This window comes from Streptomyces sp. NPDC057280 (genome assembly GCF_042668605.1).
Classification (GTDB): Bacteria; Actinomycetota; Actinomycetes; order Streptomycetales; family Streptomycetaceae; genus Streptomyces.
The window spans coordinates 885,298-903,374 of record NZ_JBHUYR010000003.1; the positions used below are offsets into that span (position 1 = coordinate 885,298).

The following is an 18,077-nucleotide window of genomic DNA, read 5'->3' on the forward strand; positions in this document are numbered from 1 at the left end:
TGACCATGAGCCATCCCGTTGACAGCGTCGTCAGCGCCGTCCGTGCGTACATCGAGCAGCACCGCGCCGTCTTCCTCGACGACCTCGCCGAGTGGCTGCGCATCCCTTCCGTGTCGGCCCAGCCCGACCACGCCCCGGACGTGCGCCGCAGCGCCGACTGGCTCGCCGCCAAGCTGACCGAGACCGGCTTCCCGACCGCCGAGGTCTGGGAGACCGAGGGCGCCCCCGCCGTCTTCGCGGAGTGGCCGTCCGACGTCCCCGGAGCACCCACGGTCCTCGTCTACGGCCACCACGACGTGCAGCCGGCCGCCCTGGCCGACGGCTGGCACAGCGACCCCTTCGAGCCCGTCGTCCGCGACAACCGCCTCTACGCGCGCGGGGCCGCCGACGACAAGGGCCAGGTGTTCTTCCACACACTCGGCGTCCGTGCCCACCTCGCCGCCACCGGCCGCACGACCCCCGCGGTCCACCTCAAGCTGCTGATCGAGGGCGAGGAGGAGTCCGGCTCCCCGCACTTCCGCGCCCTCGTCGAGGAGCGCGCGGACCGGCTCGCCGCCGACGCCGTGATCGTCTCCGACACCGGCATGTGGTCCGAGGACACCCCCACGGTCTGCACCGGCATGCGCGGCCTCGCCGAGTGCGAGATCCAGCTGTACGGCCCCGACCAGGACATCCACTCCGGCTCCTTCGGCGGCGCCGTGCCCAACCCGGCGACCGCCGCCGCCCGTCTGGTCGCCGCCCTCCACGACGAGCACGCACGCGTGGCCGTCCCCGGCTTCTACGACGGCATCGTCGAACTCACCGACCGCGAGCGCGCCCTCTTCGCCGAGCTGCCCTTCGACGAGGAGCAGTGGCTGCGCACCGCCAAGTCGTACGCCACCCACGGCGAGGCCGGGCACACCACGCTGGAGCGCATCTGGGCCCGCCCCACCGCCGAGGTCAACGGCATCGGCGGCGGCTACCAGGGCGCCGGCAGCAAGACGGTCATCCCGTCCTCCGCCCTGGTGAAGCTGTCCTTCCGGCTCGTCGCCGGACAGGAGCCGGACCACATCGAGAAGATCGTCCGCGCGTGGGCGGTCCAGCAGGTTCCCGCCGGAATCCGGTGCGAGATCACGTTCAGCGCGGGCACCCGCCCGTGTCTGACCCCGCTCGACCACCCGGCCCTGCAGTCCGTCGTCCGCGCCATGGGCCGCGCCTTCGGCAAACCGGTCCGCTTCACCCGCGAGGGAGGCTCCGGGCCGGCCGCCGACCTCCAGGAGGTCCTCGGCACGCCCGTGCTCTTCCTCGGCATCTCCGTCCCGTCCGACGGCTGGCACGCACCCGACGAGAAGGTAGAGCTGGACCTCCTCCTCAAGGGCGTCGAGACCACCGCGTACCTGTGGGGGGACCTGGCGGAGCACTGGCGCCATGTGCCCTGAACCCCGTCCGTCCCGCCGAACCGCCCGCCGAAACAATCCGTTCCACCGGGGGAGTTGGAAGCACCCGTGACCACCTGGACCGACCACACCGCCGACCGACCCATCTCGCTCACCGCCCCGAGCGGCATCGACCGGGCCGCCCACCACCGGCTCGACGAGGCCTGGCTCGCGGCGGCCTGGAGCCACCCCACGACCCGCTGCTTCGTGGTCTCCGGCGGTCAGGTCCTCATCGACGAGACGGCCGACGGCCGTACCGAACTCGTCATGACGCCCGCCTTCGAGGCCCCCCTCACCGAGGCCCACCGCTACTTCCTCGGCATCGACGAGGACGGCGTCCGCTACTTCGCCCTCCAGAAGGACGCCCTGCCCGGCCGGATCGACCAGTCCGCCCGCCCGGCGGGCCTGCGGGAGGCGGGCCTGCTGCTGTCGCCGCGCGAGGCGGGCCTCATGGTGCACGCGGTCGGCCTGGAGAACTGGCAGCGCACCCACCGCTTCTGCTCCCGCTGCGGCGAGCGCACCGTCATCGCCGCCGCCGGGCACATCCGCCGCTGCCAGGCCTGCGGCGCCGAGCACTACCCGCGCACCGACCCCGCCGTGATCATGGCCGTCACCGACGAGGACGACCGCATCCTGCTCGGCCGCCAGGTCCACTGGCCCGAGGGCCGCTTCTCGACGCTCGCCGGCTTCGTCGAACCCGGTGAGTCCATCGAGCAGGCCGTGCGCCGGGAGGTCTTCGAGGAGGCCGGCATCACCGTCGGCCAGGTCGAGTACGTCGCCAGCCAGCCGTGGCCGTTCCCGTCCAGCCTCATGCTGGGCTTCCTGGCCCGTGCCACCTCCACCGAGATCAACGTCGACGGCGACGAGATCGGCGAGGCCCGCTGGTTCTCCCGCGACGAACTGGGCGCCGCCTTCGACTCCGGCGAGGTGCTGCCGCCGTACGGCATCTCGATCGCGGCCCGCCTGATCGAGCTCTGGTACGGCAAGCCGCTGCCGACGCGCAGCGTCTGAGCATGAGAAAGGGGCCGCTCCCAACCGGGGGAGCGGCGCTTCACCTCATGCGTGCGCTCAGGCGGCGATCTTCTGCTTCACCTGGGCCAGCGACGGGTTCGTGAGCGTCGAACCGTCAGCGAACAGCACGGTCGGGACCGTCTGGTTTCCGCCATTCGCCTTCTCCACGAAAGCGGCGGACGCCGGGTCCTGCTCGATGTTGATCTCTGTGTACGCGATGCCTTCGCGGTCCAGCTGCTTCTTCAGCCGCTGGCAGTAACCGCACCACGTGGTGCTGTACATCGTCACAGTGCCCTGCATGTCTCGCGCGCTCCTCTGATGGCTCGGGGGAAGAGGTCGTCCAGTGGGGGAACGTACGCAACCGGGTCACCATTCCCACCCGGGGTATGCCCGCACGTGACGCCTGCCGCATTAGTACGACTGCGAGCCCCTGCCTGTGGACAACCGGCACAGCCGTCCCCGCCGACCTGGCAGCATGGCGGTGTGACAGCAGCAACGCACTCCACCCTCTTCCCGCAGGTACCGGACTCGGCCGACGCGGTGCTCGAAGGGCTCGACCCCGAGCAGCGCGAGGTGGCCACCGCCCTGCACGGCCCGGTGTGCGTGCTGGCCGGCGCCGGGACGGGCAAGACCCGCGCGATCACCCACCGCATCGCCTACGGAGTGCGGGCCGGCATCCTCCAGCCCTCCAGCGTGCTGGCCGTCACCTTCACCAACCGCGCCGCCGGAGAGATGCGCGGGCGGCTGCGCCAGCTCGGCGCCGCCGGGGTCCAGGCCCGCACGTTCCACTCGGCCGCCCTGCGCCAGCTCCAGTACTTCTGGCCGAAAGCCGTCGGCGGTTCCATGCCCCGGCTCATCGACCGCAAGATCCAGCTCGTCGCCGACGCGGCCGCCGCCTGCCGCATCCGCCTCGACCGCGGCGAGCTGCGGGACGTCACCGCGGAGATCGAGTGGTCCAAGGTCACCCAGACCGTCCCCGGTGACTACGCCCTCGCCGCCGCCAAGGCCGGCCGCGAGGCCCCCCGCAACCCCGCCGAGATCGCCCAGCTCTACGCCGCCTACGAGGACCTCAAGCGCGAGCGCGCCGTCATCGACTTCGAGGACGTCCTGCTGCTCACGGTCGCCGTCCTCCAGGACCGGCACGACATCGCCGACCAGGTCCGCGCCCAGTACCAGCACTTCGTCGTCGACGAGTACCAGGACGTCAGCCCCCTCCAGCAGCGGTTGCTGGAACTCTGGCTCGGCGACCGCGACAGCCTCTGCGTGGTCGGTGACGCCAGCCAGACGATCTACTCGTTCACAGGAGCAACTCCCGACCATCTGCTCGACTTCCGCACCCGCCACCCCGGCGCGACCGTCGTCAAGCTGGTCCGCGACTACCGCTCCACCCCCCAGGTCGTCCATCTCGCCAACGGCCTGCTCGCCCAGGCCAGCGGCCGAGCCGCCGACCACCGGCTGGAACTGATCTCGCAGCGCGCCCCCGGCCCCGAGCCCGTCTACACCGAGTACGCCGACGAGCCCGCCGAGGCCGAGGGGGCCGCCCGCCGCATCCGCGAGCTGCTGGCCGCGGGTGTCCAGGCCGCCGAGATCGCCGTGCTGTTCCGCACCAACGCCCAGTCCGAAACCTACGAACAGGCCCTCGCCGACGCCGGCGTCCCCTACCAGCTGCGCGGTGCCGAGAGGTTCTTCGACCGCCCTGAGGTGCGCAGAGCCATCGTCAACCTCCGCGGCGCGGCCCGCTTCGGCGGCAACGACGCGCGGCTGGACGACGCCCCCGACCTGCCCTCCCAGGTCCGTGCCGTCCTCTCCGGCGAAGGCTGGACGTCCGAGCCCCCCGCCGGCTCCGGCGCGGTCAGGGAGCGCTGGGAGTCGCTCGCCGCCCTGGTGAACCTGGCCCAGGACTTCACCGCCGCGAGACCCGACGCCACGCTCGCCGACCTCGTCGCCGAACTCGACGAGCGCGCGGGCGCCCAGCACGCCCCGACCGTCCAGGGCGTCACCCTCGCCTCCCTGCACTCGGCCAAGGGCCTGGAATGGGACGTCGTCTTCCTGGTCGGCGTGGCCGAGGGCATGATGCCGATCACCTACGCAAAGACCGACGAGCAGATCGAGGAGGAACGCCGCCTCCTCTATGTCGGGGTCACCCGCGCCCGCGAACACCTCCATGTCTCCTGGGCGCTCTCCCGGTCGCCCGGCGGCCGCCCCAACCGCCGCCCCAGCCGCTTCCTCGACGGGCTGCGCCCCGGCTCGGCCATGACGGCGGGACGGACCGCCAGTGCGGGCTCCGGAGGCGTCGAGCGAGGCTTCACGGGCGGCGCGGCAGCGGATGTCGTACCGCGCCGGACCCAGCGCACCCCCGCCCGCTGCCGGGTCTGCGGACGCACGCTCACCGACGCCGGCGAGATGAAGCTGATGCGCTGCGAGGACTGCCCTTCCGACATGGACGAAGGCCTCTACGAGCGGTTGCGCGAGTGGCGCGGGATCCAGGCGCGGCTCAGCGGACAGCCGGACTTCTGCGTCTTCACCGACCGCACCCTGATGGCCATCGCCGAGACGGAGCCGAGCAGTCCGGTTGAGCTGTCGCGTATTCCCGGCGTCCTCAAGCGCAAGCTCGACCGTTACGGAGCCGATGTTCTGGCCATCTGCGCAGGCCAGGAGCCCGGGGCGGAAGAAGTTGGGGACTGAGGCGAACTCGTCGAAAAAATAGTTTGCGCATGCCCCAGCAATCCCCATAGGTTCTTAGCCACGGGAACAGAGGCCTTCTCGGAGGCCCTGATTCCGTGCTGTACTTACATACCCGAAGGACTGGCTCACCCCAGTCCCCCGAGACGCCGAGAGGAGGCGAGTCCAGTGACCAGCATCAACGCCAGCTTCACCGCGAAAATGACCGATCGCTCGGTCGTCGCCTCCCTGTGCATGCTCGCCGTCTCGAACCAGGGCACCGGTCTGTCCGGCATTCGTGTCGCCGGCCCGGCGTCCTCCGTGTCTCTCGCGGGTCTCCCCGTTCGTGAGCGCAATGAGCGACCGACCAAGGCACTGGAAGCAGTAGAGGGACAGGCGCACGCCTATGCCTTTACGGCCGCCGGTGCCGGAAGCCGGAAGCAGGCAACGCAGCACCACCTGATGTGGGCCTTCCGTGGGCCAGAACCCTGGAGTGATCCAGCCTGATCGTCGATCAGGCCGGCGCCTTCAGGGCCGCGGAACCCCATCCGGGATCCGCGGCCCTTCTGTTTGTCCTCCAACGGGGATGACGGAGCGAAGGGGCCTCGGGACAAGAAAAGAACCCGGTACCAAGCCGACCACCGGTCCAACAGGGCCGGACCGACCAGACGAGGAAGACCAACCGTGCAACTCGAAGCGCACGCCCCGTCCGTACCGCCCTCAGAAGCGATCCCCAAGCCCGGCCTCACGGAGGACTCCACCTTGACCCCGCTCACCGCGCTCACCGCGCTCGACGACGCCATCGAGAACCTCGGCGTACCCGTCCCCTGCCGCTCCTACGACCCGGAGGTCTTCTTCGCCGAGTCGCCGGCCGACGTCGAGTACGCCAAGTCCCTCTGCCGCACCTGCCCGCTGATGGAGGCCTGCCTCGCCGGCGCCAAGGAGCGGCGTGAGCCCTGGGGCGTCTGGGGTGGCGAGCTGTTCGTCCAGGGTGTCGTCGTCGCCCGGAAGCGGCCCCGTGGTCGCCCGCGCAAGAACCCGGTCACAGCATGAACACCGCAGGAACGATCGACCGCCCCCTCACGCACGACCCCAAGAAGCAGGCCCCGATGAAGCCGTCCACCACCGAGCCCGCCGGCTCCGCGATTCCAGACTTCACCACCGTTGGCGCCACCGACTTGCGCCAGAACAGGACCCGAGAGATGCAACTCCAACCAGAAGCCCTGGCACGTGCGCATATGCACGAGCGACTGCACGCCGCGCAGCAGGAGCGTCGGGCCATGAGCCTGGCGGCCGCGCGCCGGATGCAGCGCAGGGCCGAGCGCGCCTCGATGCGTGCCCGCCGTGCGCTGGCCATCGCGGTCATGCAGTAACCATCACCACCTGAAGCGGTGGCCTCCCCCGACTCCGGGAGGCGAAAGCTCCCCGCGGGGGCCGGTCCGTCCGAACGGACCGGCCCCCGCGGCGCGTTGTGCCCGCGGTCCAAGAGGCACGGTGCGTTGTGCCCGGCGTTCCCACCGGCACGGCGATATCGTCGCCGCGTGACGAGTCATCCCGGCGGAAGTGACCAGGGCGGCTCCGCCCAGGAGCCCGAGACCCTGGTGTGCGCCCGCTGCGGCACCACCGCCGAGGGCCCCCGGCCCACCTGGACCTGCTCCGTGGAGAACGGCGCACGCAGGTACTTCTGCGACACCTGCTCGCGGGAGAACCTCAGGGCGATCGAGGGGCGGCTGGACTCGGCCTGGTGGTAGCCCGGCCGGCGGTGGCCCCGCTCACGCCTCCGCCGCCGGCTCCTCGGCCGCGTCCTCCTCCGGCACGAATCCCGGCAGCCATGCCTCCAGCTCCTCGCGCAGCCGGACCGTCGCGCCCAGCTGACACAGCACACCGATCGTGCTGAGCGTCACACGGTGGATCAGCAGATACGCCGGCGGGAGGTTGAGCTGCTTGCCCAACTGGTAGGCGGGGGAGCGGATGTCGGCGATGCGGGCCGCCTGGCTGCGCATCCAGGCGCGGGTGAAGGTGAACTCGTCCACCAGGGCCGGCTCGATGATCGGCCGGAGGTAGTCGAGGACGGCGTCGGGGTCCAGGTCTATGGACTCCTTGACGAACCCCTCCGCGCGCAGCAGCTCGTAGACCGCCTCCGCCTCGTCGTCGAGCGTCATGCGCAGCGAGTCGCCGATGGGCGTGGGCAGACCGCCCGGCAGACGGTCGACGGTGCCGAAGTCCAGCACGCCCAGCCGCCAGTCCTCCTCGCCCCCCGGACCGCCGGGCAGCAGACGGAAGTTGCCCGGGTGCGGGTCGGCGTGGAGCAGGCCGGTGCGGGCCGGGCCGGAGAACAGGAACCGGGCCAGGAGCTGGCCGGCGCGGTCACGCTGCTCCTGGGTGCCGTCCGAGATGATCTCGGACAGGGGCACACCGTCGATCCACTCGGTGACCAGGACCTGGTAGCACTGGTGGACCACCGCCGGCACCACCACGTCCGGGTCGTCCGCGAACTCCTCGGCGTGCACCTGCTGGGCCTGTGCCTCCAGGCCGTAGTCCAGCTCCTCCGAGACCCGGTCCCTGAGCTCCGCGATCAGCGGCTTGATGTCCATGCCGGGAATCAGCGGGCCCAGCAGACGGGCGAAACGGCTCAGCTGGTTCAGATCGGACAGCAGGGCCTCGCCTGCGCCCGGATACTGCACCTTGACCGCGACCTCCCGGCCGTCGTGCCACACGCCCCGGTGCACCTGGCCGATCGACGCCGCCGCGGACGGCTTGTCCTCGAACTCCAGGAAGAACTCCTGCCAGTTCGCGCCGAGCCGCTCCTCGAGCACCCGGTGCACCGTGCGCGTCGGCATCGGAGGCGCGGCCTCCTGGAGCTTCGTCAGGGCCGCCCGGTAGGGACCGGCGACCTCCTCGGGCAGCGCCGACTCGAAGACGGACAGGGCCTGGCCGAACTTCATCGCGCCGCCCTTGAGCTCGCCGAGCACCTTGAACAGCTGCTCGGCGGTGCGCTGCTGAAGCTCACGGCCGACGATCTCCGCGGACTCCCCGACGATTCTCTTGCCGAGCCCCCAGGTCGCCCGGCCGGCGAAGCCGAGCGGGAGCGCGGCGAGCTTGGCGGTCCGGGTGACCGCCTTCCGGGGAAGATCAGACATGCGCCCTCCAGGTCCCAGCCGGCCGTGCCGCGGCTGCCTTGCGGCGTGACTCGTTCGACGGCCCTTGTTCCGCCATTGTCTCGTGCGACTCCCCGGCAATGGAGGTGAGTTCTCCCTTACCTTTCTCCGCGGCCCCGCACGGGCATGCCGGATGCGCCCAGACCGGCCGCGCATGCCAGTTGAGAGCGGGCAGCGAGACCTCCCACCGGGCACCGGCACTGGACGGCATCGTGCCGTCGAGGAAGGCGAGTGCGTGTGCCGCCCCCAGCCCGGCGACCGTCGTGGCCAGCGTCACGTCGCACGGCGGCACCCGGCGCACCCGCCGCGCACCCGACCGCCACTGGGCGACCAGCCGGGGCCAGGCCGGGTCCCGGTCGGTGCGCCACTCGTGGAGGCAGCCCGCGCAACTCGTCTCGCCGGGCAGGACGAGCGGGCCCACCACACCGGTTCCCTCCACGACGCCGGCGTACAAATGGGGCGTACCGGAGCCGACGAAGGTGTCGGCCGACGGCGGCGCGTGGACGGAGACGTCGTCGCGCGGGGCGAGGATCACCAGGGAGAAGCCCGGGTCGCCGTCCCCGGGCGGCGACTGCGGGCCGCGGCGCAGCGGGTTGTCCGGCGCGCAGTGACGTACGGCACGCCGGGCGGCCTCGTCCCTGCGGACGCCGACGGATTCCGCGGGCAGTCCGCCCGGTGCGACGTCCCACGGTTCGACATGGCCGCCGTCACGCACGTCGACCTCGCCGATGCCGGCGGCCGACAACAGGGAGGCCAGTACTGCGCCGACGCGTCCGGCGCCCCGCACCTGGACGCGCAGGGTGCGACGGGTGGCCAGCAGTTCCATCGCCTCGCCCGGTTCGGACGTGGTCAGGGACAGCGAGGCCAGGTCGGGGCGGAGCCGGTCGAGGAGTTTCTTCTTCCGCCGCAGGGTCTCGACGGCCGGGCTGCCGCCCCGCGCGTCGTCGAGGAGCCCGGCGCGGGACAGCTGCTCCAGCAGCCCGTCGACATGACTCTCCGGCAGGTCGAGCCGCCGTCCCTCCTCGCGCAGCAGCCCCGGGCCGCGGGTGCCGTTGAGCAGTTCGAGGAAGCTGCCCGTCGCCGTGTCCATCGGGCCCAGTGTCATCGCGTGCGCCGGAGTCATGCCGAACTGCACGGTGTTGAGGTCGCGCCAGCCGCGTCGCAGCGCGGGCTTCAGGAGCGGCACCAGCGGGATCCGCACGCGCGGGGGCCCCGCCTCCGGCACCGGTGGACCCGCCATCGTCGGCACCCCCGCCCCCTGCAACGCCGCACCCGGCGAACCGCTCGATACCGGAACCGACGAACCACCCGACGCCGTAACCGGCGAAGTCTTCGACCGCATGACAGGCCCCCGTAGCCCTCGTGGAACAACCCCGTACGCCGCCGCGAGCCCTCCCGGTGGCCGGGCGTGGATCCGGCGGCGAGTGCCAGCATGCCCGGACGCGACGGACCGTGCCGAAAGTTGTCCACAGGCGGGGCATATTCGTCGTACAAATCAAACGCATGGTGGGGGATCGGCAGCGAACCGTCCCGGAGTCGGGACTTCCGCCATGTACAGCGGGTAACGTCGGGGCGTGTCCGCCGACCCACTGCACCGTGCCGGAACACCACAGCGCAGCACGACGAGCCAGCCGCCGAGCGGCTCCGGGGCGACCGCGATCGAAGTGCGCAGGAGCGCCCGTCGACGCCGGACGGTCTCCGCGTACCGCGAGGGCGATCGCACCGTCGTGCTGATCCCTGCCCGGATGTCCGAGGCGGAGGAGCAACGCTGGGTGAGCGTCATGCTCGACAAACTCGCCGCCCAGGAGAGCAAGCGGGTGCTGGGTGACGACGAGCTGGCCGAGCGCGCCGAGCGGCTGTCGGCGCAGTACTTCGGCGGCCGCGCCCGGCCCAAGTCGGTGCGCTGGGTCACCAACCAGAACACGCGCTGGGGCTCGTGCACCCCCTCCGAGGGCAGCATCCGTCTCTCGCACCGGCTCCAGGGCATGCCCGAGTACGTCGTCGACTACGTCCTGCTCCACGAGCTGGCGCATCTGCTGGTGCCGGGCCACGGGCCGCGTTTCTGGCGGCTGCTGGAGGCGTACCCGCGGACCGAGCGGGCCCGGGGTTACCTCGAAGGGGTGGTGGCCGCCGAGCGGCTGCCGCATGTGCCGGGCGCGCGCGGAGAGTGAGCGACCGCGACCCTCGAGCGCTGCCGGGCGGGGATTGTGTACCGGGTCTGTACCGACTTGGTCCGCCCTCGGAGTTTGCCGTTAGCCTGGCGCGACGCACTCGCACTTGGATGGGGGACGGTCGTTACGCATGGCCAGGGAATTCCAACGCGGCCACAAGGCCAAGGTCAGTGACCTCACCGCGGGCACCGATCTGTACGTAGGCGTGCAGATCACCGGTCCCGGACTGAGCTTCGACATCAGCTGCTTCGGCCTCGACGCCGAGGAACGGCTCTCGGACGACCGGTACTTCGTCTTCTTCAACCAGCCGAAGTCCCCCGAGGAGTCCATTCAGCTCCTGGGCGCCCAGGCGGGCGACACGGAATCCTTCCGGGTCACCCTCGACCGGATCCCGGCGCGGATCCAGAAGCTGTCGTTCACCGCGACGATCGACGGCGCCGGGCAGATGTCGCAGATCGCCCCCGGCTACCTGCGGATCGTGGCGGGCGGCGAGGAGGTGGCCCGCTACTCCTTCAACGGCTCGGAGTTCTCCACCGAACGCGCCGTGATGCTGGGCGACCTCTACCTGAAGGACGTCTGGCGCTTCGCCGCCGTCGGACAGGGCTTCGACGGCGGTCTGGAAGCGCTGCTGAAGAACTTCGGCGGCGAGGTGCTGGAGGAGGAGGCCCCCGCGGCTCCCGCCCCGCAGCAGCCGCAGGCCGGTGCCACGCCCGGGTTCGCCCCGCCGCCCCAGGCCGCTGCCCCGCCCGCGTTCGGCGCCCCGGCACCCGCCCCGGCCCCCCAGCCCGCGCACGGCTTCGCGCCGCCGCCCGGAGCGACCCCGCCCCCGGCTCCCGCCCCGGCCCCGCAGCCGGCGCAGGGATACGCGCCCCCGCCCGGCGCCACCCCGCCCCCGGCGCCCGCGCCGAACGTGCACGCCCAGCCGACCATCGTCGCGCCGATGGCCCCGCCCGGCGGCGCCCCGGTGCCGCCCCCGGCTCCCGCCCCCGCGCCCTACGGCCAGCCCCAGCAGCCGTACGGCCAGGGCGCCCCCGGCCAGACCGCCCCCCTGCCCCCCGGCTACGGCGGCCAGCCCCAGGCCCCGATGGCCCCGCACGCCCCGGCCCCGCCGCCCGGCTACGGACAGCCGACCCCGCCTCCCGGCTACGGCCAGCAGCCCCCGTACGGCCAGGTCCCGGGCCAGCAGGCCCCCTACGGCGCACCTCAGGGCGCCCCGCAGGGCGCGCCCCACGCGCCCGGAGTCGCCGCCGCGCTCCAGCAGTTCAAGGAGACGCCGACCGGGCAGCGCTGGACGCAGCAGAACAAGAAGATGGTCCGCGTCGACCTCGGCATCGGCGGCCAGCCCGTGCTCGCCCGGCAGGGCAGCATGGTGCTCTATCAGGGCAAGGTCGACTTCAGCTACAAGGGCGCGGGCTTCGCCGGCCGGATCACGGGCAACGCGACCGGCCAGGAGATGCAGCTGATGCGCTGCACCGGCCAGGGCCAGGTGTTCCTCGCCGAGAACTCCACGATGCTCCACCCGATCGAACTCCAGGGCGACGGCATCTGCGTCTCCGCCGAGAACGTCCTCGCCTTCGACGAGGGCCTCCAGTACGAGGTCCGCCGCATCGAGGGCCACGGCATCCCCGGCGGCGCGCTGTTCACGATGCAGTTCACCGGCACCGGCACGATCGTCGTGAAGACCCACGGCACGCCCGTGGTCCTCCCGGTCACGCCGACGACGTTCGCCGACGCCAACGCCGTGGTCGCCTGGTCGTCCGCCGCCCAGGTGGTCGTCTCCAGCCAGGTGCGGATGCGCCGCAACGCCTACCCCGGCGACACCGGAGAGAGCGTCAACCTCCAATTCCGGGCCGCTCCCGGCAACTTCATCGTCGTCCAGCCGTACGAGATCTGAGGGAGCCCGTCATGAACCAGCCGCTCGCGGGCTACGCCCCCGCACCCGTCACCGCCCGCATGGAGAACCACGGCAACCACATGCTGAAGGTCGCCATGCAGACCGGCAACGACCTCTTCGCGCGCGTGGGCTCGATGGTCGCCTACGAGGGCTTCGTCCAGTACGAGCCCAACCCGCCCGCCGTCCGCCAGATCGCCAAGGACTGGCTGACCGGCGAGGGCGCGCCCCTGATGAAGTGCTCCGGCGACGGACTGCTCTACCTCGCCGACTACGGCGCCAACGTCGTCGTCATCAACCTCAACGGCGACGGCATCTCCGTCAACGCCACCAACCTGCTCGCCTTCGACGCGCACCTCCAGTGGGGCGTGGAGCGGGTCAAGGGGCTGGCCAAGTTCGCCGGCCAGGGCCTGTGGAACACCAAGATCTCCGGGCAGGGCTGGGTCGCGCTGACCTCCCGGGGCAAGCCGATCGTCGTCGACTGCGGCGGGGGCGAGGACGAGACGTACGTCGACCCGGACGCGCTCGTCGCCTGGTCGCCGAACCTCAAGGTCAAGGGCAAGCGCAGCTTCAAGGCCCAGTCGCTCATCGGCCGGGGCAGCGGCGAGGCCTACCAGATGGCCTTCTCCGGCCAGGGCATCGTCGTCGTCCAGCCCAGCGAGGACAGCACCGACCGTCTCCGGGTCCGGGGCTGAGGGGGAGCCAGAAACGCCATGCAGAGCCCGATTTTCGCCTACAACGACCAGCAGAGCCAGGACCGCTGGAGCCTGCAGAACAAGCAGATGCTCCGGGTCACCCTGGAGGGCCACGACGACATCCTCGCCCGCAAGGGCACGATGGTCGCCTACCAGGGGCTGATGGAGTTCGACGCCGAGTACCAGTCCAACCAGCAGGGACGCGCGCGTGCGCACACCGGCGAGGGCCTGGACCTCATGCGCTGCCACGGACAGGGCACGGTCTACCTCGCCAACCTCAAGCAGCACGTGCACCTGGTGGACGTGGAGCAGGACGGCCTCACCGTCGACAGCTCCTACGTCCTCGCCATGGACTCCTCGCTGCACCACGAGGTCATCGCCGTCGACAGCCTCTACGGCATCTCCGGCTCCGGGAAGTACCAGCTCAACATCACCGGCCGCGGCAAGGTCGCCCTCATGACCTCCGGCATGCCGCTGATGATGCAGGTCACCCCGGACAAGTACGTCAACTGCGACGCCGACGCGATCGTCGCCTGGTCGACCTCGCTGCGCGTCCAGATGCAGGCCCAGACACATTCCTCCGGCGTCTGGCGGCGCCGCGGCAACACCGGTGAGGGCTGGGAGCTCAGCTTCATGGGCAGCGGTTACGCGATCGTCCAGCCCAGCGAGCTACTGCCGCCGCAGAACGCCCAGATCGGGTCCGGCCTCGCCGCCCAGTACGGGATGGGACAGCAGGGGGTACGCGCTCAGAACCAGGGCAACGTCTGGAGCTGACCGCCCGGACACCATGTGTAAGGGGCGCCCGCCATTGCGGGCGCCCCTTACACATGCTCCGGCGTCACAGCCTTGCGCGCGTCCCTTCCAGCAGTCGTACGACCGACTCGTCCGCCACGTCCGCCACCTCGTCGTAGGCGAACCAGCGCAGGTCCAGGGACTCGTCGCTGATCACCTCCACGGTGCCGGCCGGGGCCAGTGCCGCGTACTGGACGTCGAAGTGCCAGTGGCAGGGCGCCGGGATGGGGTGCCGGTCCAGACCGACCGGGCCGCCCGGCAGCAGGGTCAGGCCCGCGATCCCGGACTCCTCGGTCGCCTCGCGCAGCGCCGCGGCGGCCACCGTCGCGTCCCCCGGCTCGCAGTGGCCGCCCATCTGGAGCCACATCCGCAACTTCTTGTGAAGGGTGAGCAGCACGCGCCCGCGTGACGGGTCGATCACCAGCGCGCTCGCCGTGATGTGCCCGTCCCCGCAGGACTTCCACATGCCGTCCGGGTGGGCCGACAGGTGGTCGAGGTACGTCTGGCGCAGGTCCTCCTGGTCCTCGTAGCCCTTCAGCACGAGGACCGCGTCGTCGTACAGGCTCACTCGGTGCCGTCGCCCTTGTCCTCGTCCTTCTTCTTCAGGTCGGGCTTCTCCGCGGCCTCGCCGAGCATCTTGTCCAGCTCGGAGAAGTCCAGCTGCTCGCGGTGCACGAAGCCGTCCGGGTCGTCCAGGTCCGAGGCGGTCGGCAGCATGTCCGGGTGGGCCCACAGGCCGTCCCGGCCGTCGACACCGCGCGCGTCCGTGAGCGAGGCCCACAGACGGGAGGCGTCCCGCAGCCGGCGCGGGCGCAGCTCCAGGCCGATCAGCGTGGCGAACGTCTGCTCGGCCGGGCCGCCCGAGGCGCGACGGCGGCGCAGCGTCTCGCGCAGCGCGTCCGCGGACGACAGGCGCGGCTTCGCGGCCGCGTGGACCACCGCGTCGACCCAGCCCTCCACGAGGGCCAGGGCCGTCTCCAGGCGGGCCAGGGCCGCCTTCTGCTCCGGGGTGTCCTCCGGCTGGAACATGCCCTGCTGCAACGCGTCCTGCAGCTGCTCGGGGTTCTGCGGGTCGAACTGGCCGACCACGTCCTCCAGCTTGGCGGTGTCGACCTTGATCCCGCGCGCGTAGCCGTCGACCGCGCCGAACAGATGCGAACGCAGCCACGGCACATGCGCGAACAGGCGCTGGTGGGCGGCCTCGCGCAGGGCGAGATACAGCCGCACCTCGTCCTTCGGCACGCCCAGGTCCTTGCCGAACGCCGCCACGTTCACCGGCAGCAGCGCGGCCTTGCCGGCCGGGCCGAGCGGCAGGCCGATGTCGGTCGAGCCGACGACCTCACCCGCGAGCACGCCGACGGCCTGCCCGATCTGCGTGCCGAACATGGCGCCGCCCATCGAGCGCATCATGCCGATCAGCGGGCCGGCCATGGCCTGCATCTCCTCCGGCAGGACGTCGCCCATGGCGTTGCCGACACGCTCGGCGACCGGGTCGACCAGCTCCTTCCACGCCGGCAGCGTCGCCTCGACCCACTCCGCGCGGGACCAGGCCACGGCGGAGCCCGCGCCGGACGGCAGGGACGTGGCGTCGTCGAGCCACAGGTCGGCCAGGCGGACGGCCTCCTGGACCGCGGTGCGCTCGGCGGGGCCGACGCTCGCGTCCTTGGTGCCGTCAGCGGTGCCCTGGGCGACCGTCTGGCGGGCGATCTGCTTGGCCATGTCCCAGTTCACCGGGCCGCCCTCGTACGAGAGCATCTGGCCCAGCTGCTGGAACGCGGCGCCCAGGTCGTTGGGGTTCAGGGAACCGAACATGGCAGCGAACGGGTTGTCGGCACCAGGGCCGCCGGGGCCACCGAAGCCACCGGCTCCGGGCAGCCCGCCGAAACCGAACGGGTTGGCCGGGCCCTGACCACCACCGCTCTGCTGGTCCTTCTTCTTGCCCTCGTCGCCGTCGTCCGGCTCCTCCGGCGGAAGGCCGAATCCGAATGGGGTGTCACTCACGGGATTCCTCGGCTGGTAAGGCCACCGGTGTCCCGGCGGCGCGACTGCCCGATAACACCACCCAGCGTAGACACCGCCGGCGGTTCGGGCCTCGGTGCTCCGCCGACTCGCGGCCTGCGGCAGGATGGATGCCACCTGGTACGTACGCGTCACTCGCGCTCGTACTGAAGACAACCGCTGGAGACGCCCGGTGAGTTCCCCTGATCCACAGGTTCGCGCAGCGCGAAACCAGTCAACCCATTCCGGTGTGCGCGGGCCCGTCGTCGCCGTGACCGGCGCCGCGGCCGGCATCGGCGCGCTGCTCACCGAGCGGCTCGCCGCCTCGGACGAGATCAAGCAGGTCATCGCCATCGACGAGCGGCGCGGCGAGTGCGCCGCGGCGCAGTGGCACATCCTCGACGTGCGGGACCCGGCGATCGCGGACAAGCTGCGGGGCGCGGACGTGGTCGTGCATCTGGCGCTGGATCTGGACCTGGAGACGGACGCGGCCGCGCGTACGGCGTACAACGTGCGGGGGACGCAGACCGTGCTGACCGCCGCCGCGGCGGCCGGGGTGCACCGGGTCGTGCTGTGCACGTCCGCCATGGTCTACGGGGCGCTGGACGACAACGAGCTGCCCCTGTCGGAGGACGCGGAGCTGCGGGCGACCGCGGAGGCGACCGGCGTCGGGGACCTGCTGGAGATCGAGCGGCTCGCGCGGAGGGCGCCTCGGGCGCACCCCGGCCTCAATGTCACCGTGGTGCGGCCCGCCGTGCTGGTGGGAGGCACCGACACCGCGCTGACCAGGTATTTCGAGTCGCCGCGGCTGCTTGTCGTGGCCGGGTCGCGGCCGGCCTGGCAGTTCTGTCATGTCGAGGATCTGTGCAGCGCTCTGGAGTACGCCGTCCTCGAGAAGGTCGAGGGGGAGCTCGCCGTCGGGTGTGACGGGTGGCTGGAGCAGGAGGAGGTCGAGGAGCTCAGCGGGATCCGGCGGATGGAGCTGCCCTCGGCGGTCGCGCTGGGGGCGGCGGCCCGGCTGCACCGGATCGGGCTGACGCCGTCCCCGGCCGGGGACCTCGCCTACACGATGTACCCGTGGGTGGTCAGCGGGAGCCGGCTGCACGACGCCGGGTGGCGGCCGCAGTGGACCAACGAGGAGGTCCTCGCGGAGCTGCTGGCGGAGGTCTCCGGTCGGCACACGGTGGCCGGGCGACGGCTGGGACGGAAGGACGCGACGGCCGCGGGTGCGGCTGGGGCGACGGTGGCTCTGCTGGGTGCAGCTGCGGTGGTGCGGAGGGCTCGGAAGGCGCGTCGGCGGATCTGAGCGAGGTGCCCGGGGTGGGGGCTGGGCGGGGTTTCGCTCGCCCGCGCTTGCGGGGTGCCGCTGCGCCCACCCGTGCCGCCCCAGCGGCACGACTGCCCGCAGCTACGTAGGAGAATCCAAGGTCCACGCGCGCGTACCTGGTGAAAGCTCTATTCCGTGTTGTCCGGTGCGTGAGGCACGATGGGGTCATGGGAACCACCTACGACCACCCCGGTGAGCAGGCCGCCGACGAGCCGATCAAGCTCATCGCCATCCGCGAGACCCCGCTCTCCCTGGACGAGGTCTTCAAGGCCGTCGGGGACGACGCGGCCGGGGGCACGGCGCTGTTCGTGGGGACCGTGCGCAATCACGACGGGGGAGCGGACGTCGATCAGCTCGGGTACTCGTGCCACCCCAGCGCCGAGGCCGAGATGCGGCGGATCGCCGAGAAGGTCGTCGCGGAGTACCCCGTGCGAGCGCTGGCGGCCGTGCATCGCGTGGGCGACCTCGCGGTCGGAGACCTCGCCGTCGTCGTCGCGGTCTCCTGTCCGCACCGCGGCGAGGCCTTCGAGGCCTGCCGGAAGCTGATCGACGACCTCAAGCACGAGGTGCCGATCTGGAAGCACCAGAAGTTCTCCGACGGGACCGAGGAGTGGGTCGGCGCCTGCTGACCTGCCGACGTCTCGCCCATCCCACCTGCCACTCCCTCCAGTTGCGTAACCGCCCCCCGCACGTGAGCGTTGTCAGTGCGGATGGTTAATCTGCTGATCAGTCAGTTGCGGTCGCTCATCTGGGGTTGGGAGGTCGGCATGGCGGCGCTCGCCTGGTTGCTGATTCCGCTTGTGGCTGCGATCGGTGCCGGTGTGTGGGGCAGCTGGGCCAACCGCACCCGCAAGGTACGCAGCGACGGGCCCGAGCTGGACGGGTATGCCCGGTTCCGCAGGGCCATGGAGAAGCAGCCCTGACGGGACGCTGACAGGGGCGTCCCGTACTGTCGTTC

General features: G+C 71.7%; 19 protein-coding genes. 14 read left to right on the top strand and 5 right to left on the bottom strand.

From position 1 onward, the window contains the following. Positions 1-5: 5 nt before the first annotated feature. Together ACFUO4_RS22625 and nudC are read left to right on the top strand one after the other, a co-directional pair. Positions 6-1,418: a dipeptidase gene (locus ACFUO4_RS22625; RefSeq protein WP_079311784.1), complete on the top strand. Its 1,413-nt coding sequence runs from the start codon at positions 6-8 to the stop codon at positions 1,416-1,418. A 66-nt stretch (positions 1,419-1,484) separates the two neighbouring features. Continuing rightward, positions 1,485-2,426, top strand: a complete 942-nt coding sequence (nudC, locus tag ACFUO4_RS22630; protein WP_079311777.1) for an NAD(+) diphosphatase — start codon at positions 1,485-1,487, stop codon at positions 2,424-2,426. A 57-nt stretch (positions 2,427-2,483) separates the two neighbouring features. Here the strand turns inward: nudC and ACFUO4_RS22635 are convergent, their stop codons facing one another. Continuing rightward, positions 2,484-2,726, bottom strand: a complete 243-nt coding sequence (locus ACFUO4_RS22635; RefSeq protein WP_059192461.1) for a mycoredoxin — start codon at positions 2,724-2,726, stop codon at positions 2,484-2,486. 183 nt (positions 2,727-2,909) lie between these two features. On the opposite strand from ACFUO4_RS22635, the gene ACFUO4_RS22640 reads away from it, so the two are divergent. The 5 genes from ACFUO4_RS22640 (at position 2,910) to ACFUO4_RS22660 (ending at position 6,838) form a co-directional block, all read left to right on the top strand. Next, positions 2,910-5,111 (top strand): ATP-dependent DNA helicase UvrD2, encoded by a 2,202-nt coding sequence (locus ACFUO4_RS22640; RefSeq protein WP_383487453.1) that lies wholly within the window; start codon positions 2,910-2,912, stop codon positions 5,109-5,111. 198 nt (positions 5,112-5,309) lie between these two features. Next, positions 5,310-5,594, top strand: coding sequence for a hypothetical protein (locus ACFUO4_RS22645; protein WP_079311785.1), 285 nt, complete (start codon positions 5,310-5,312; stop codon positions 5,592-5,594). A gap of 177 nt (positions 5,595-5,771) precedes the next feature. Beyond that, a complete protein-coding gene (locus tag ACFUO4_RS22650; protein ID WP_059192459.1) occupies positions 5,772-6,140 on the top strand; it encodes a WhiB family transcriptional regulator in 369 nt (122 codons plus the stop codon). After that, on the top strand, positions 6,137-6,460 hold the full coding sequence (locus tag ACFUO4_RS22655; RefSeq protein WP_079311779.1) for a hypothetical protein: 324 nt from the start codon (positions 6,137-6,139) through the stop codon (positions 6,458-6,460). The genes ACFUO4_RS22650 and ACFUO4_RS22655 overlap by 4 nt, the downstream gene beginning before the upstream one ends. A gap of 168 nt (positions 6,461-6,628) precedes the next feature. Continuing rightward, positions 6,629-6,838: a hypothetical protein gene (locus tag ACFUO4_RS22660; protein WP_383487458.1), complete on the top strand. Its 210-nt coding sequence runs from the start codon at positions 6,629-6,631 to the stop codon at positions 6,836-6,838. Positions 6,839-6,859: 21 nt separating this feature from the next. Here ACFUO4_RS22660 and ACFUO4_RS22665 read toward each other — a convergent pair whose 3' ends face one another. Next, positions 6,860-8,227 (bottom strand): ABC1 kinase family protein, encoded by a 1,368-nt coding sequence (locus ACFUO4_RS22665; RefSeq protein WP_383487461.1) that lies wholly within the window; start codon positions 8,225-8,227, stop codon positions 6,860-6,862. After that, positions 8,220-9,434: a TOMM precursor leader peptide-binding protein gene (locus ACFUO4_RS22670; RefSeq protein ID WP_383487918.1), complete on the bottom strand. Its 1,215-nt coding sequence runs from the start codon at positions 9,432-9,434 to the stop codon at positions 8,220-8,222. The genes ACFUO4_RS22665 and ACFUO4_RS22670 overlap by 8 nt, the downstream gene beginning before the upstream one ends. Before the next feature lie 385 nt (positions 9,435-9,819). Between ACFUO4_RS22670 and ACFUO4_RS22675 the strand changes: the two genes are divergently transcribed. The 4 genes from ACFUO4_RS22675 to ACFUO4_RS22690 all read left to right on the top strand — a co-directional run bounded on the left by ACFUO4_RS22675 (position 9,820) and on the right by ACFUO4_RS22690 (position 13,776). Further along, on the top strand, positions 9,820-10,416 hold the full coding sequence (locus ACFUO4_RS22675) for a M48 family metallopeptidase (protein ID WP_079311782.1): 597 nt from the start codon (positions 9,820-9,822) through the stop codon (positions 10,414-10,416). A 130-nt stretch (positions 10,417-10,546) separates the two neighbouring features. Further along, positions 10,547-12,310: a TerD family protein gene (locus ACFUO4_RS22680; protein WP_383487464.1), complete on the top strand. Its 1,764-nt coding sequence runs from the start codon at positions 10,547-10,549 to the stop codon at positions 12,308-12,310. 11 nt (positions 12,311-12,321) lie between these two features. Continuing rightward, positions 12,322-13,002: an AIM24 family protein gene (locus tag ACFUO4_RS22685; RefSeq protein WP_059192454.1), complete on the top strand. Its 681-nt coding sequence runs from the start codon at positions 12,322-12,324 to the stop codon at positions 13,000-13,002. Between the two features lie 18 nt (positions 13,003-13,020). Further along, positions 13,021-13,776 carry an AIM24 family protein gene (locus ACFUO4_RS22690; protein ID WP_079309571.1) on the top strand — a complete coding sequence of 252 codons (756 nt, stop codon included), beginning with the start codon at positions 13,021-13,023 and terminating at the stop codon, positions 13,774-13,776. A 64-nt stretch (positions 13,777-13,840) separates the two neighbouring features. On the opposite strand, the gene ACFUO4_RS22695 is transcribed toward ACFUO4_RS22690, so the two are convergent. Continuing rightward, positions 13,841-14,362, bottom strand: coding sequence for an NUDIX hydrolase (locus ACFUO4_RS22695; protein WP_079309572.1), 522 nt, complete (start codon positions 14,360-14,362; stop codon positions 13,841-13,843). Next, the gene (locus tag ACFUO4_RS22700; protein ID WP_079309573.1) at positions 14,359-15,795 is read right to left on the bottom strand and encodes a zinc-dependent metalloprotease; all 1,437 of its coding nucleotides are present in this window, start codon (positions 15,793-15,795) and stop codon (positions 14,359-14,361) included. Before ACFUO4_RS22700 ends, ACFUO4_RS22695 begins: the two co-directional genes overlap by 4 nt. A 190-nt stretch (positions 15,796-15,985) precedes the next feature. Here ACFUO4_RS22700 and ACFUO4_RS22705 point away from each other — a divergent pair, with 190 nt between their 5' ends. The 3 genes from ACFUO4_RS22705 to ACFUO4_RS22715 all read left to right on the top strand — a co-directional run bounded on the left by ACFUO4_RS22705 (position 15,986) and on the right by ACFUO4_RS22715 (position 18,042). Next, positions 15,986-17,098: an SDR family oxidoreductase gene (locus ACFUO4_RS22705; protein WP_383487469.1), complete on the top strand. Its 1,113-nt coding sequence runs from the start codon at positions 15,986-15,988 to the stop codon at positions 17,096-17,098. Positions 17,099-17,286: 188 nt separating this feature from the next. Then, complete coding sequence (locus ACFUO4_RS22710; protein ID WP_059192449.1) at positions 17,287-17,748, top strand: molybdenum cofactor biosynthesis protein MoaE; 462 nt, start codon at positions 17,287-17,289, stop codon at positions 17,746-17,748. Between the two features lie 81 nt (positions 17,749-17,829). After that, a complete protein-coding gene (locus tag ACFUO4_RS22715) occupies positions 17,830-18,042 on the top strand; it encodes a hypothetical protein (RefSeq protein WP_079309575.1) in 213 nt (70 codons plus the stop codon). Positions 18,043-18,077 lie beyond the last annotated feature (35 nt).